The organism is Paraprevotella clara YIT 11840 (assembly GCF_000233955.1).
GTDB classification, from domain to species: domain Bacteria; phylum Bacteroidota; class Bacteroidia; order Bacteroidales; family Bacteroidaceae; genus Paraprevotella; species Paraprevotella clara.
In genome coordinates, this window is sequence record NZ_JH376593.1 from 170,819 (window position 1) to 187,137 (window position 16,319).

Here is a 16,319-nt window from a genome sequence, read left to right on the forward strand (position 1 = left end):
AAAACAATAATTTATGAGACAACAACATGTAAAGAAATGGAGATGGCTGTATGCCTTGTGTCTGTTCTTGGGGGCGGCGATACCGCTACAGGCCTACGATATGGGCGCAGGAGATATCTCGTCTTCATTTGATAAGTCGACAGGGGCTTTCGTCATCACGATCCCTGTTTATGACGATGACGGTAAGGATGAAGGGTTGCATAACAATGGAAGTTCCGTAATCAGAATCAAAGTGGGGAGTGGTAAGTATACAGATATTGTGAATTTGTATTCGTTTCCCGGTGCCGGTGATCCACAGGGGGATGCTTCGTGGTATTGGGTGAAGGCCAAAAGAGACCACGACGCAGATGATTACATTGAGCAGGTGACTATTGCCGGTAATGGTTCGCATGAGAACAACGTGGAAAGAAATGTGGATTATAATAATTGGACGAACGTGAATTCGGACAAGAGCGGCTCTAAAACGCATGCGACGTTGAGGTTCTATCTGAAAGAAAAAGCTTTGGCAGAGAAATGTGAATTCTCTGTATATCTTAGGGTGGATAAGAATAATGCCAGTGACTATGACATTACTGCAACGAAGACCAAGACCGAAGCATATGAGTTCAAAGTTCCGGATGTTTCCGATAAAACCGTGCCGGGCAGTAAGGAGGGAGATGTTCAGGTAAAAGCTTCGGGTGCGTCTTCCGGTGTCGGGACTCTGCAGTATAAGTGCAATCTTGGCAGCCAGACTGGAAATAACCTCTTTAATATCAAGCTGGATTCAATCGAACAGAAAGGCCAGATGACAGCTGTTTATAGTTTTAAGAGATTTAAGAAAGGTAATTATGAGGTTTCCAAGGCCACGGATTTCATTGTGCCCAAATATAACCATGTGAAGACCTTGACGGCCACTCAGGACAAGAATGGCGCCACCTTGTTGAAGTGGACTGTTGCTGGTAAAGAAGACGGAACCATGCTCGACGGTGGTACCGGCGGATTTATCATTGAGAAAAGCATAGAGGGCGGAGACGAGACTAAAAAATTCACGTTTAAAAAAGATTCGACGACTTTCCTGGACAAGGAAACGATTCATAATCCGAAACAAAAAGTGACGTATGAGATTTGGCGTGAACTTCCTTCCAAGTGGGGTAGATATCTTTTTAAGACAGCTTCTATCAATAAGGAGCAGGTGCACAGTAAGGTGGATTCTTTCGCTACGGCCAAGTTGATGGAGGCGCGCCAGGTGGAGTTGAAGTGGTATTGGGACTACAATCCCGAAGGAAACGATGTGGTGCTTGAGGACAAGGCCAAGTTTGTCCTTACTCCCAAGATGTCGGTCGATGGGGAGACTTTCACCGAGGAAGAGGAAATCGTTTTTGACTGCAAGGACTATCTTTCCGCCCGGCAGGTTACCATAGGCGGCAAAAAGTTGATAGAGTGTATCGACACGGTGCTCATAGCGCAGAGTTGCGTGCTCTATAATTGGGCCATAAGGATGGTTCCCGGTGAGGACCACGAACATGGGGTGTATAAGGAGCAGAAGCCCGTGGCGGTGGAAAACTACCTGAAATCAAGGAAAGATGAAAACGGAATAGTAGTATGGGACACCATCCCCGAGGGATTGAACGATTCCGAGGTGGCCAGCCTGGAGTATTTCAAGTCTTCCAAGGGTTATTTCGGCGACCGCGTGGAACTGGACTGGAAAGTGGGCAAAGGATCGGGCTCGTTGGACGTGTTCTCTGTGCAGCGGCGTGAGTATGCCGGCAAGGACAACACGGAGGATTTCGTGCAGATAGGTACTGTGGAAGCTATCAGTGGTGTGGTGAACTATTCCTATACCGACACCAAGGCCGTTCCGGGCAAGGTGTATGAATATATGATAGAAGGCTCGAAGGAGTGTGCCAACGAAGAGGTGAAGACCCACGATTACAGTTATGGTTTCTGTACGGCAACGGGCAACATCTTCGGGCGCATCACCTTCGAGAGCGGGCAGGGTGTGCCCAATGTCGAGGTCAGTCTGGAAACCACGGCCGACATCAGCGGCAAGAGCTACCGCATGACCGGTGAGTACTATCTGGAAGTGAATGACTCCACGTTCCTCAAAAACAAGAAGGAAAATGACGGGGACAAAGATTTCATTGTCAGATCCGACAGCCTGGCTTTCCAGTTGTTCGCCAAGCTGGACGATGCCGCCTTGGCAGAGAAACAGACGCTGCTGGAAAAGCCCGGCATGTATGAACTGTATGTCCGGAACGACTCTCTTCATTTCAAGGTGGGCAGTCTGGAACTGAAGTCGGATTCCCTTATCAGCCAGTTGACCAAAAGTTTCGATTTCATGCAGATCACGGCGGTGAGCAGCCCGGACAGTTTACAGCTTTATGTGAACAACGTCAAGGTGGCGTCGTGTCCGCAGACGGAATTCCTTCCTGAGTTCGGCGGCCACAACTATTTCGCCATGGGCCGCGGCATGAAGGGATATATCGACGAAGTGAGAGTCTGGAGCAAGTCGCTCACGCAAGAGGAGATAGCCAAGACTTATGACCGTTACCTCTCGGGCGACGAAGAGGGCCTGTGGGCTTATTGGAACTTCAACCACTCCACGGGCAAGGAGTTCTATGACTTTGCCCATAAGGAAACGCGCTATTACGGCCATGACGGGCGCATACGCAAGAACGGCGAAAACACCGTTTATATAGAGGATGCCGAAATGTCCGGCCTGCCGGAGCATACCCCCTCGCGCAACCAGTTGAACTATAAGGACTATACGGACGAAGAGGGTTCTTATTACATCTCCGGAGTGCCTTATACGGGTAACAGTACGCTCTATACGGTGAGGCCGGTGCTGGGCTCACATAAGTTCTCGCCTACGCAGACACCGGTGACGCTGAGCGGGACGAGCGTGAACCACAAGACCGAGTTCGTAGACGAGTCTTCGTTCCCTGTAAAGGGTACTGTGACCTACGAAGGCAGTACCATTCCGGTAGAGGGCGTGCAGTTCTATATAGACGGCGTGGTTTGCTCGGACAGCAAGGGCAACATCATTACCACCGATGCGCAGGGCGAGTTCAGCATCTCGGTGCCCGTGGGTTTGCATGAGGTGAAAGCCGTGCTGGCCAACCATACGTTCAAGAACGGCGGACGTATCGTGGATGACTACGGCAAAGACATCAACTACCAGGACGACCGTTACTCTACGGTGAAACTGACCGACCAGACGACGGTGCGCATGATAGGCCGTGTGGCCGGTGGTGTCGTCCAGGAAGCCTTCAAGGTGGGACACTCCCTTTCCAAGAATAACTTGGCAGAAGGGGTTTCCATCCAGTTGACGTATGAAAATTCGGCTTACTACCTGAACAAGGATAATGACAACGACCAGACGAAGACGCATTTCCTGCCAGGTAAGTGGAGAGATGAGGGGCGCCAGGCCTATACGAATAAAGTGTTCTTCAAAGGCGAGAGCAACGTGATGACGATTTATCCGAACACGGAAACGGGCGAGTTCGTGGCCGACCTTCTTCCGATAGACTATGCGGTGAAGGTGAACGTGCCGGGCTACGACAACGTTTCGGGCAACAACTCCAAGCTGAGCTTGTCCAACGCCTTTATCGTACAAGACGAACTAAATCAATATACGGATTCCATTCTGGTGAACAACAAGTATGAGAAGAGGGACTATTCCGACACCGTGAGGTACAACCATAAGCAACTGTTCATAGCCCGCGTGAAGCCGGTGGTCAACGTAGAGCAGGTAAGTGGCAAGACATCGCTCGGCTACTTCGGCGACGAGAAGGCTCCGGCCTTGGTATGGAGCGAGGAAGGCACGAAGACACAGGAAGTGGAACTTTACAAGGAAGACGAGACGACAGGCGATGTGGCCTACACGCTGGGACTCCCCATGTTTACGCAGGGCAACACCTATAAGTTCAAGGCTTCGGTGTATGAAGAATATCATTATTATGACGAGTCCGGTAACGTGATGGAAGATGTGATGACCGACAAGGTGCCCAGTCAGGACGCCGTGGTGAGTTTCCAGTCCACCATGTCAGGCTCTAATGATTTCGTAAGCGTGGAAGCCGATTCCACGGGTGTGGCTTATTGGAACTTCAAGGGCGCGAAAGTGGACCTGACCAGTGCCAGTGCCAACCTGAACGTGAAAGCCACGGTGGGCAACAGCGACAATGCCACTTCCATCTCATGGGTCAGCCCGTTCGACAAGGACAATCTCTTTATCACGCGGGGTACCGTGAGCAAGGGCAACGACTTCGTGACAGCCGGTCCGGACAAACTGTTGGCCGTGTTGCGCGACCCGCCGGGCAGCAACTCATATTCTTACCTGGAAAAGGGTACGACCTTTACCGAAACTTCCAGTTTCACGGGAACGACGACGATAGACGGTGAAGAAACCCTGGTGACGGACGTGGGTTATGACCTGATTACCTTTACCGGAGTGGGAGTGGGAACCATCAATCAACTGGAACAGTCGAGCGGAACGGAGGTCTCCCTGACCCATACAACGGAATGGGAAGACTCGGAAACGAAATCCTCGACCACGACCATCAACACCACTTTCACCACCAGTGACAGCGAGGACTACGTGGGCGCGATGGGCGACGTGTTCCTGGGTTATTCCACGAACCTGTCTTATGGTACGGCCGATGCCATTACGTTGGTAAGTGCGGATCAAACCGGAGAGGATAAAAAGTATACGGATGTGTATGAAGTGGCCGGTGAGGGCGAATACCGTTTGGTGAAGACCACTTCTTTCAATACCGGTACGAGTTTTGCCACGCTGTTTGCCTATCCGCAGGCACATATAGAAAACCGCCTGCTGCCCGAAATGGAAACGCTACGTAACAGCTTCCTACGGCAGCAGAACGAAATGACCGAGGCCGGATTCCAGGCTGAGGCCAACGCGACAAACCAGCCGATTTATGTGTCCCTGCTACCTGTCAGTGACCCGAATTACGCCAAGAGTAACAGCGACGAGGTGTTCAAGGAACATGACGACTATTACACGAACGAGGGCAAGTCGTTGTTCAACGGGCCGAGCTATCAAATCTATTTCCCGGCGGAACAGGTTCAGCGCACGGATACCATCCATGCCTTGAACCAGTCGATGGATGCCTGGATAGCCCGTTTGAGAGACAATGAACGGGCCAAAGTGGAAGCCATCGAAAACGGAAAGCTGATACAGAACTTCTCCATGCAGGCCGGTGCCACGGTGGAATACAGCAAGGGATATTCCAATGTGGAAAACACCAGCGAAACGTTCAGTTTCGTGGTCGGCGGGGGATTTGCCACCGATGTGGAATTCAATGCCATGGGCTCGGGCTTCAAGATTGAGTTCAACGAGAGTGTGTCCAGGACGGAAGGTAATACGACCGAAAACGAAGAAGAAGCCGCGGTAAATGTGGGCTTCGTATTGGCCGATAGCGGAAACGACTATCTTTCCGTAGACGTTTATGATGAAGGGGGAGGAAAAAATGCAGACGTGGGCACCGGAGACATCGACTCCAAGGACCTGAATCTTTCCACTTTCATTTTCCGCACGCGTGCGGGTGCCACTTCCTGTCCGTACGAAGACGAGGAGGTGACGAAATATTACGAGAAGGGTACGGTCATCAGTGAGAAGACGCTGCAAGTCGAAGTGCCCGAAATCGCGGTTGAAAATGCTTTTATCGAGAATGTGCCTTCTGGTGAACCTGCCTACGTGACGCTTTACCTGCGTAATAACTCGGCAGTAAACGAGGATGCGTGGTTCAACCTGATTGTGGATGATCAAGCCAACCAGAGTGGTGCCGGATTGAAGATGGACGGTGGTGCCATAGGAAACGGACGCACGATACTTGTGCCGGCGGGCGAAACGCTGACCAAGGTGCTTGAAGTGACCAAAGGCCCCGGCTTGAACTACGACAATCTGCAACTGGTGTTGGCTTCGCAGTGCCAAGGTGACCCGACAGCCAATTTCCCGGCCATTGCGGACACCGTGACTTTCACGGTTCACTTTACGCCCAGTTGCTCGGATGTGAAAATCAAGACTCCGGCCAATAATTGGACTTACAATACGGAATTGCCGGTAGTGGACGTGAATGGTGTGAAGAAGCATTACATGAATGTGGACATCACGGATTTCAACGTGAACTATGATAATTTCAAGAGCATCAAACTACTGTATAAGCCTTCGAGCGATTCGGAAGAGAATTGGGTGACGTTGATGAACTATTTCAGTGATGAAAAGTATTACGAGGAAGCCATCAAGCAAGGCCTGAATGCAGAGATGATCCAAGCGGAAGACAAGGGTACCATCCGGTACAAGTGGTTCCTGGATGACATGCCCGACCAGCCTTACGACCTTTGTGCCGTATCGGTGTGCAACATCAACAACGTGGATGTGGAGAACTTCTCTGAAATCCATAGCGGTGTGAAAGACATGTACATCCCGCGCTTGTTCGGCACGCCCCAACCTGCCAACGGCATACTGACCATCAACGACGATGCGAAGATTACCTTCAACGAAGCGATAGCTGCCGGTTATCTGACCGACAACAACTTCAAGGTGACGGGTGTGAAGAACGGTACGGAAACGTCCCACTCCGTGGCAGTGGAAACGGACGGTAACGACAAGTTCGAAAGCGAATTGAAACGCAGTTTCCGCGGCAAGGACATCACGCTGGAAGCATGGATACAGCTTCCGGTCGACCAGGATGCTACATTCTTCCGTCATGGCGAAGGCGAAGATTCTTTGGCTTTCGGCATCACGTCCGACCGCAAGCTGAAGGCTGTGGTGAACGGCAATGTTTACATCTCAGACAAAGTGGTTTCTACCGAAGATGAAATCAATAACTATTTGGACAACTGGCATCATGTGGCTTTGGTTTTGGACCAGCAGGAAGACGGCGAGTCCGCAGGACGCATGGTGATGTACTACGACTTCAAGGCACGTATGGAACGTTCGGACATTCCGGCTTATACCGGAGCATCCAACTACACGTTGGCAGAAAAGCTGAAAGGACGGATTCACAATGTACGCGTATGGACGGAAGCCCGTACGGCAGGGCAAATCCAGTCCCAGAGCAATGTGCTCCTGAGCGGAAACGAACAGAACCTGCTTTCTTATTATCCGATGGACGAGGCCGAAGGCACTATGTTGAAAGACAAGGCCCGCGGCCTGAACTTGGGCATGAGCGGCGGTACGTGGATTCTGCCGGAAGGCAAGAGCCTGCAGTTGAACGGTGTCAATACCTACCTGAAACTTTCTTCCGGAAGCTCGGTCGTGATAGACAAGCAGACAGACTATACGATTGAACTCTGGTTCAAGGGAGACCATACCAACAAGAATGCGACCCTTCTGGCCAACGGACGTGCCGACGGCAATGACTGGGGAGGTTCTGAAAACCTGTTCTTCTTAGGATTCAAAGACAGCAAGCTGGCATTCTGCAGTAACGGCCAGGTTCCGTTGGAAGCCAAGGGCAATTACCTGGATGACAACTGGCACCACGTGGCCGTGTCGGCCAACCGCATGACAGGACGCGTCCAGCTTTACGTGGACGGCGAACTGAACACCTATGCCGATGTGACGGACTACGGGCAGATAGCTTCCGGATATATCTATGCCGGAGTGACGCCGGTGATTGTCAACGCAACCACCAACACGTATGAGCACCACTTCAAGGGCTGTCTCGACGATCTGCGCATCTGGAACCTCTATAAGGACGAGAAATCGGTGAACGAAGGCATGCGCATGAAAGCCGACAGCACGGCAATAGGACTTTTGGCTTATTACCCGTTCGAGGCTCACGGTGTGACGGAGCAGAATATCCCTGTTGTGAGGTTCTCGCTCAAGGATATGAAGAAGCAACCAGCCACATCATCACCAGTGCCCGATGCCATTGCAGTTATCGGAAATGTAGAAGTAGCTTCGGTAGACAATCCGGAGGACCGCGGCATGGTAGAAGAAGTCATGATGAATTCTGCCATTGCACCGGTGAAGGACAATGGCGGTGTGACAGACTTGTTGTTCGACTTCGTGGTTAATAACGACGCGCTTATCGTGACATTGAAGGAAGATCCTGCCAAGGTAGAAAAGACTACGGTGACCTTCTCTGTATCCGGTGTGCGTGACCTGAACGGCAACCGCATTGCTTCGCCGATAACCTGGACGGCTTATATCGACCGCAACCAGTTGAAGTGGGGCGAGGATGAAATCAGCCTTGAAAAGGCTGTGGACGAACCTTTGAGCTTCACGATGGAAGTGGTGAACAAGGGCGGTAATACGGAAGATTATACTATTAGCAATTATCCTTCATGGATAGATGTGGAACCGGCCAGCGGTACGCTTACTGCAACACAAAGCCGGAAAGTAACCTTTACGGTGGATGAAAGTGTGAATATCGGTACGTATAACGAAGTGTTCTACCTGACGAACAGCGAAGGTGTGTCCGAACCGTTGAACGTGACCTTGAAGGTGAACGGCAAGAAACCGGATTGGAGCGTGAATCCGGCTGACTACAAGTTCAACATGAACGTGTACGGCCAGCTCAAATTGAACGGCAAGTTCTCCAATGATACGGAAGACTTGTTGGCTGCATTCGAAAACGATGTATGCGTAGGTGTGGCTACCAACGAGTATATCAAGGTGAACGACATGTATTATGCGTTGCTGACCGTGTATAGCAACAGCGGTTCGCATGAGAACCTTGAGTTCAAGATGTGGGATGCTTCCACGGGACAGACTTATGTGGCTTCTCCTGAAAAGGAAATCGCATTCCGTGCGAACACGATTGTGGGTTCTCCGAAGTCTCCGGTCGTATTCTCCAACCTCGACCTGGTACAGCTCGACGTGGCTTTGGAAAACGGTTGGACATGGACATCGTTCAATGTAAGCAACGACAAGATGGCCGATATCTCCGAGATATTGAGGAACAACGAATGGGCTTCGGGCGACGAAGTGAAGCGTGAAGACGGCGGTGTAAGTACGTATGGTACGGAAACCGGATGGGTCGGTTCGCTCCGTTCGTTCGACAACGAGGGTATGTTTATGGTCCGTTCTTCTTATGCACAGACCTTGAGTGTGATTGGCAAGCCGGTAAATACGGCCGACAATATTCTTACCGTCCGCAGCGTGAACGATAAGGGTGTGGCCGTATGGAACTACATTCCTTATCTGGCCCAGAAGAACCTGACGTTGAACGAGGCTTTGGCCGGTTATGAAGCCGAAGAAGGCGACGTGGTGAAGAGCCAGAGCGGTTTTGCCATGTACAACGGCAATCTGGGCTGGATCGGTTCATTGACTTACATGCAGCCCGGTAGAGGCTATATGTTGCAGCGTATCGGTACGACCACGGCTACCTTGCAGTATCCGTCGGATAATACGCAAGGAGGACGTGCGAACGTGAAGACACGCTCAATGGGCAATGAACCGGAAATGGTTGATTACGGAGTGGCTAATACCAATTATGCACGTACCATGTCTATGGTGACCACGGTGGAAGGCATAGAGGTGAACGAAGGCGACGTGCTTAAAGCATATGCCAACGGGGAACTCCGTGGCGAATCGCCGGTTATCTGCCGTGGAGAAAGCGATGAACCGCTCTTCTTCCTGTCTGTAGCCGGAGAACAGGCCGAGTCATTCGACGTGGTTGTGGAGCGAAAAGGCGAAGTGGTGGCATCAGCAGCCGATGCAGGCAACTTCAAGGCCGACGATGTGAAAGGATCGTATGACAATCCGATTGTGATTTCATTCGTAGATCGGAACAGTCAGGCTGTCTATCCATCTCCGTTCTATAACGAACTCTTCATACGCAAACAGGTAGATCCGAAAGCCAAGGTGATAGTAACCATCAATGATACGAAGGGAACTACGGTAGCCATCTTTAGGGATTGCAACCGAGACGGACAAGTGGATATCCATTGGACCGATGCCTTGAACATGGCTCCCGGCGTTTACATGGTGAATATCAATGTCAACGGTAACGATGACGTATATAAAGTGATTAAAATTAAAAGATAAGTCAAATGGAATATAAACATTTAAAATATATTTTTCTGGGACTTGCATCTGTTTTCTTTGCCGCTTGTACGGAGGAAGACGACAATGTGAAAGTTCCTGAATATACAAAATTTGAAAACCCCGGTTGGATGCCGGCGGCGGGCCCTGTGCCCGCCACCGCACCTACCGACTGGACCATAGAGTTCGGTGGGGGAATGCAAGCCCCTTCTTGGGAAGTCGTGAAGGCATCGCCGATGCAGGCTCCCGACTGGCAGGCTCCCGATATGTTCATTTATCCGGCCAGTATGACGGCTGTGATCCGTATGTCGGACTATATCCGTCCCGACATCACACCGGCCGACCGTTTGGCTGCTTTTATCGGACAGGAATGCCGTGGTATCGCGCAGCAGGTAGAGAATGCACAAGGAGAAGTTTTTTATCTGATTCAGGTGAAAGGCGAGCAAGCCGAAATGGGAAAAGTGGAGTTCCGGTATTACAGTGACCGGAAGAAGGAACTGTTTGTTGCAGCCGAGCAAGTGGCGTTCGAATCAGACATCACTTTGGGCAGCATGGATACGCCTCGTATGTTCACTTGGAATTCTCAAGGCGAGCTGCCTTATTACATGGACTTGGAAGTGAAAGTGGATTTGTCGGCTTTCGACCAGGGAGCGGTGGCAACTGGCGACATGGTGGGTGCTTTCGTCGGGAATGAATGCCGAGGGGTGGGACATGTTTCCGAAGAAGACGGGGCCTATATATTCCGTTTCCGCGCATGGGCTCGTGAAGAGACCGAGAAACTGACGTTACAATATTACACTTCGGATTTGAAAGACATATATGTCTATGGACCGGCCTGTGATTTCCTGCACACGCAGACGCAGAAAGTCGTGATGGACTTGAGGGAACATGGTTATATGGATCTCTATGTGGCTTTGCCCGACGTGGTGCGGCCTTATATGTCGGGAGCTGACAACGTGGCGGCTTTCGTGGGCGATCGTCCGTGTAGCATCGTGCAAGATGGGTTGGACGGCCATTACCTGCTGAAGATGAAAGGTAGCGCCGGTGATAAGATGTCTTTTCGTTATTATTGCGATTCGCTGAAACATGTGTTTGTCACGGAAGAATGCGCACGGTATACCGATGCTACCTCATGGGGCAGTGAGGCCGAATACAACGTGTTGCCGTTGGAAACGGCTTTCAAACTCGTTAATATGCGTGCTGTCTTCACGGTGGATTACTATGAAGCCATCAATACTGAGTTGGCCGAGGGCGACATGTTGGCGGCTTTTGTGGATGATGAATGTCGTGGGGTAGCCCGGGCTGAACGTTACGACGGACGTCTTATTTTCGATATGGATGTGACCGGCACGTTAGGCGTGGCCGAACAGTTCACTCTGAAGTACTATCACGTGGGCAACCGTTATATGTTCACTTGCGCTAAGATGTTTGATTTCGAAGCAGGCGGTTCTATCGGAAGCCGTAACCAGCCGATGGGGATCACATTGCAAGTCGTTGAATAATAATAGAGAAAATCATGAAGATAAGACAAATAATGATAGCGTCCCTGCTTCTGTTTTCGGGCACGAAAGCTTTGGCCCAGCCGGAACGGGTGTCTGTATGGGACGGATTCGGAGATAATGTTTATATGGATGCCGGTGTAGGCGTGCAGGCTCTTTTTGCGCCCGGCTGGCAAGATATAGCTTTTGGGAAACAGATTACCCCTGCTTTAAACTTAGGGGTTGGAAAATGGATAACCCCTTTTTGGGGGCTGCATCTCGATGTGTTCGGTTATAGCCAGAACGGCTATCGTGGAACGCCGTTGGACAAGGGAGTGGAACCTTTCTCTCCCTTAAACAGGGTAGACGTGGGCTACGACGGTTCTTTCCGCTATTACCTGCGTTATTTGGGTGTGCGGGCGGATTTTCGTCTCAGCTTGCTCAACCTGATTACAGGCTGTGAACGGGAAGGGGCTCTTTACGATTTGGTCCCTTTTGCAGGTATGGGCTACAAGCATGCTTTTGCTTATCGGGGAACCACGCGTGAGAACCTGTTTACAGGCCATGTGGGCGTCCGTAATCGTTTCAGCGTACACCGCCTGCTGGATGTCAATGTGGATGTGGTCAGCGAGTGGACAGACAATTATGTCAATCCCACAAAGGGCCGTTATATGGCCTCGGTGGCGTTGAGTGCCGGAGTGAGTGTCTATTTAGGACGCCGGGCTTTCCGCAAACCGGTGATTACGGTACCTGTCGAGGCTGTGCGTTACCGTGTAGATACGGTATTGGTACGCGAAGTTGAGGTTCCGGGCAAGGATAGGGTGATAGGTCGAGTGAATGCCGACCGTTCCAAGTGGAACGTGGTGATGGCTTCCATCCGCTTCTCAGTCAATAGGAACAAGCCGAACGAGGGGCAGGAGACCCAGCTCTACGAAGTGGCTCGTTTCTTGCATGACAATCCCGGGGCAGCCGTGTGTGTGGAGGGCTATGCCGACGCCACGTCCGGTTCCGAAGCCTACAACCGTGAGCTGGCCGGCCAGCGTGCGGAATATGTGAAAAAACAGTTGGTGGATAAATATGGGGTAAGGTCCTCGCAGGTAACCACGAAAACTGTCGGTACGGACGTGCAGCCCTATAAGGGGGAGCCTGTATGGAACTGTGTGGCATTGATACGTCTGGTAAAGTAGTCTTATAAGAATCCGGAATGAAAAAGCCGTCTCATGTGTGATATGGGACGGCTTTTTCTGTTATATTTGCAGTTAGAAAGATTTAAAAGCGATGTGATATGGAAAAGAATACTGTATTGATAACCGGTGCTTCCTCGGGAATAGGAGAGGGATGCGCCCGCAAGTTTGCCAAGAACGGGCACCGGCTGATTCTGAATGGCCGTAACGTGGAGAAACTGAATGCCGTAAAGGACGAATTGGAAGAAAAATATGGAGTCGAAGTATGGCTGTTGCCGTTCGACGTGCGCGACCGTGCCGCAGCCCGTGCTGCCTTGGATTCCCTTCCCGAAGAGTGGAAGGCCATAGACGTGTTGGTGAACAATGCCGGCCTGGTCATCGGGGTGGATAAAGAGCACGAAGGAAGCCTCGACGAGTGGGACGTGGTGATAGACACGAACGTGAAAGCCCTCTTGGCCATGACGCGCCTCGTGGTGCCCGGCATGGTGGAGCGGGGCAGGGGACACGTCATTAACATGGGGTCCATTGCCGGAGACTATGCTTATCCCGGCGGGAGCGTGTACTGTGCCTGCAAGGCGGCGGTGAAGGCCCTGTCGGACGGTTTGCGTATAGATTTGGTGGATACTCCCATACGTGTGACGAACGTCAAGCCCGGATTGGTGGAGACGAACTTCTCCGTAGTGCGTTTCCGTGGCAATAAGGCTGCGGCCGACAACGTGTATGAAGGGCTTCGTCCGCTCACGGGCGATGATGTGGCCGAGGTGGTTTATTTCGCTGCTTCCTTGCCCGAGCATATCCAGATAGCCGAAGTGTTGGTCATGCCTACCAACCAGGCCACGGGTACGATAGCTTACCGCAAGAAATAAGAGATTATGGCATTTATTTATTTTTTGTTGTTTATCGGTCTTTTGGCTATTTGGGCTTTGAATGAGTCTCGGAAACAACGTTCTCATGATGCCAAACAATAAAAGCACCGTTCGTTAGTATCCGGTTTATGTTTTTCGGATGCAACCGTATTGGCTAATGCCGCATGCCTTAAAAACAGGAGGATGCGGCGTTTTTGCATCTGAATCCTGATATGTCCATCCATCTTTCCGTGTCTTAATGGCTGTATGTTTTTTAGAAAACACATAAGTATTTGTTTTACAAGGTTTTGTATCCGTGAAAAATTCTTCCGCAGAATGAAAAATCGTTCGGCTGAGATTGAAAAATCGTTCGGCTGAGATTGAAAAATTGTTCGGCTGAGATTGATTTTCCGTTCTGCGGAGGTTGATTTTTGTCTTTGAAAAGGAATTTTTTTCATTCTTTTTAGTCCGCTTTTACGTTTTTTCTTTATCTTTGCCTTGTCGCCATGCCGAAGCCCTTGTAAAAAGGGCGGTTGGAATGGGGACACATATATTGTGGAAAGGCGTTTACTTGACGCTTTGTTCTTCGACGCATAGAAACTTCGCAACTTTCTGGTACAGTCAGGGACATGGCAGCGGTAGATGCCCTGTGGGTATGTTTTATACAGGCTCTCACTGTACCTGTGTGTTTTCGCATGGGGAGTGAGGGATATATATACATATCGGCGTGGGGCTTCTGCGTTGCTCGTTCAACTGTACCGGGCAATGCGAAGGCCTCTATGCGTGGGACGGGCAACAGGTACGGACTCCCTGCGCTTTTTTCGTATATGTACCCAAAAAAAGAAAATAACCTGCTTCTCGGGGAGTTTGGAAGCAATATTGAAAATCAATTTATTATGAGAAAAGTAATGTTCAAATGGTTGGCCATGTTCTTGGCCGTGGTGCTTTGTGCCGGAGTGGTTTCATGCAAGGATGACGACGACGATGATAACGGAGCATCCGGCAATAGTATCGTGGGAACATGGAGATATGATTTTGGATACAATGCTTACGCATTAATGACATTTAATGAAGATTTGACGGGAATATACCGTGAATATGACGAAGAAGATGGCGGATGGTGGTCGTACACTTTTACTTGGTTGCAAAATAACGGTAAAGTGATGGTTATAGACGATGAAGACGGATATGGAGATGAGTATTATAACGTGACTGTTACTGCTACGAAATTGACGTGGACATACAATAACGGTTATGGCGGTGAGAAACAGGTTTGTACAAGACAACAATAGTAAGTCTTTGTAACTTTGGCTGCTCTTAGATGTATTTCCTCCGGCAAAGCCCCAATGGAAAAAAGAGTGCACCGATAAGAAATAAAAAGGATTTGGCTTTTCCAGTCAAATCCTTTTTAACTTCCTTCACGGCAATCTTGTCGCCGGAATCATCCGTTCCGAGGAAATAGGGTATATGGTAACGATAGAAATTATTGTCGTATAGATTTTATTTTGTTTCCGTTGTAAATGCTCTGTTGTTTCCGTATCTTTGTTTTCGAATCGTCTCATTTTAGGATTATTCAATATGTCAATAACAAAGGATTATATACGTGGTTTATTAGGTGATTTGGAGAATGACAGTGTAGAACGAACCATTTCAACTACTAATACAGACAAGTTCGGACAGGCTATTTGTGCTTTTGCAAATGATTTGCCGTGTAATAACCATCCGGGGTACCTCATCATCGGGGCAGAGGATGACGGGAGCCTGCATCCCATCCATGTAACAGATGAATTATTGAAGAATATAGCAGGTATACGGACGGATGGGAATATCCAACCGCAACCTTCGATGACTGTGCAAAAGCTTACATTTCCGGAAGGGGACATTGTCGTAGTGGAGGTCTATCCTACCAAAATGCCGCCTGTAAAATATAAGGGGAGGATATGGGTGAGGATAGGGCCGAGGAAAGGAGTAGCTAATGAAGACGATGAACGTAGGTTATATGAGAAGCGAGTGGCCAATATCAAGACATTCGATGCCATGCCTTGTATTGGGGCTACTGTGGATGATTTAGACATTGCTATGTTTAGGCAACTTTATCTTCCGAAGGCCGTACCTGAAGATGTGTTACGCGAGGATGGACGAGATGTAGAATTGCAGTTACAGTCGTTGGGCTTTTTTGATAAAAGGTACGGTTGTCCGACATACGCCGGTATATTGTTTTTCGGTAAACAAGTGGAACGTTTTCTTCCGGGTGCGTATATACAATATGTGAGGTTTGGAGGAAAAGGACGGGAAAGTGAGGTAAAAAGTGAATATAAATTTGCAGGAAATCTTTGCGAAGTCTTATTCCGGTTGGATACGTTTGTCGATACGTCTATTATCAACCGCCGTCCTGTGCCGATTAGTGCTTTACGAGAAAAAACGCTTATGGACTATCCTCATTGGGCTACCCGTGAGTTGTTGATGAATGCCATTTGCCATCGTACGTACGAGAGCAACGGTCCTATTCAGTTTTATCAGTACAATGACCGTATAGAGTTGATGAATCCCGGTGGGTTGTATGGCAAGGTAAATGCTCAAAACTTCCCGTTTGTGAATGACTATCGTAATCCTGTGATTGCAGAAGCCATGAAAGTATTGGGGTTTGTCAACCGTTTCAGCCGGGGAATCATAAGGGTAAAAGAAGAATTGAAGGAAAACGGGAATGGAGAACCCGAATTTAGCCTTGATCTTGGAACTGCTTTTCTGGTGGTAGAACCGATTTCAGCCGAAGCTCTTAAATATTACCCAAGTGAGGAAAAGAGTGAGGAAAAGAGTGAGGAAA

The 16,319-nt window shown here is 49.7% G+C and carries 7 protein-coding genes; 6 read left to right on the top strand and 1 reads right to left on the bottom strand.

Translation table 11 applies throughout. The features are described from left to right. The first annotated feature begins 13 nt into the window (after positions 1-13). From HMPREF9441_RS05675 to HMPREF9441_RS05690, 4 genes are all read left to right on the top strand, one after another. Positions 14-9,991 carry a LamG-like jellyroll fold domain-containing protein gene (locus HMPREF9441_RS05675; protein WP_008619003.1) on the top strand — a complete coding sequence of 3,326 codons (9,978 nt, stop codon included), beginning with the start codon at positions 14-16 and terminating at the stop codon, positions 9,989-9,991. Positions 9,992-9,996: 5 nt separating this feature from the next. Next, positions 9,997-11,490 carry a hypothetical protein gene (locus HMPREF9441_RS05680; protein ID WP_008619007.1) on the top strand — a complete coding sequence of 498 codons (1,494 nt, stop codon included), beginning with the start codon at positions 9,997-9,999 and terminating at the stop codon, positions 11,488-11,490. Positions 11,491-11,504: 14 nt separating this feature from the next. Beyond that, entirely contained in the window at positions 11,505-12,653 is a 1,149-nt protein-coding gene (locus HMPREF9441_RS05685; protein WP_008619008.1) for an OmpA family protein, read from the top strand. A 98-nt stretch (positions 12,654-12,751) separates the two neighbouring features. Then, positions 12,752-13,516: an SDR family oxidoreductase gene (locus tag HMPREF9441_RS05690; RefSeq protein WP_008619009.1), complete on the top strand. Its 765-nt coding sequence runs from the start codon at positions 12,752-12,754 to the stop codon at positions 13,514-13,516. A gap of 83 nt (positions 13,517-13,599) precedes the next feature. On the opposite strand, the gene HMPREF9441_RS05695 is transcribed toward HMPREF9441_RS05690, so the two are convergent. Then, a complete protein-coding gene (locus HMPREF9441_RS05695) occupies positions 13,600-13,953 on the bottom strand; it encodes a hypothetical protein (protein WP_244949639.1) in 354 nt (117 codons plus the stop codon). A gap of 438 nt (positions 13,954-14,391) precedes the next feature. On the opposite strand from HMPREF9441_RS05695, the gene HMPREF9441_RS19040 reads away from it, so the two are divergent. Then, positions 14,392-14,787: a hypothetical protein gene (locus HMPREF9441_RS19040; protein ID WP_244949640.1), complete on the top strand. Its 396-nt coding sequence runs from the start codon at positions 14,392-14,394 to the stop codon at positions 14,785-14,787. A gap of 286 nt (positions 14,788-15,073) precedes the next feature. Further along, on the top strand, positions 15,074-16,319 hold a 1,246-nt coding region (locus tag HMPREF9441_RS05705), incomplete at its 3' end, for an RNA-binding domain-containing protein (RefSeq protein WP_008619013.1).

Excerpts from the sequence above, each read along its gene's own strand:
- HMPREF9441_RS05675 (WP_008619003.1), top strand. The coding sequence starts at position 14 with ATGAGACAACAACATGTAAAGAAATGGAGATGGCTGTATGCCTTGTGT.
- HMPREF9441_RS05680 (WP_008619007.1), top strand. The coding sequence starts at position 9,997 with ATGGAATATAAACATTTAAAATATATTTTTCTGGGACTTGCATCTGTT.
- HMPREF9441_RS05685 (WP_008619008.1), top strand. The coding sequence starts at position 11,505 with ATGAAGATAAGACAAATAATGATAGCGTCCCTGCTTCTGTTTTCGGGC.
- HMPREF9441_RS05690 (WP_008619009.1), top strand. The coding sequence starts at position 12,752 with ATGGAAAAGAATACTGTATTGATAACCGGTGCTTCCTCGGGAATAGGA.
- HMPREF9441_RS05695 (WP_244949639.1), bottom strand. The coding sequence starts at position 13,953 with ATGAAAAAAATTCCTTTTCAAAGACAAAAATCAACCTCCGCAGAACGG.
- HMPREF9441_RS19040 (WP_244949640.1), top strand. The coding sequence starts at position 14,392 with ATGAGAAAAGTAATGTTCAAATGGTTGGCCATGTTCTTGGCCGTGGTG.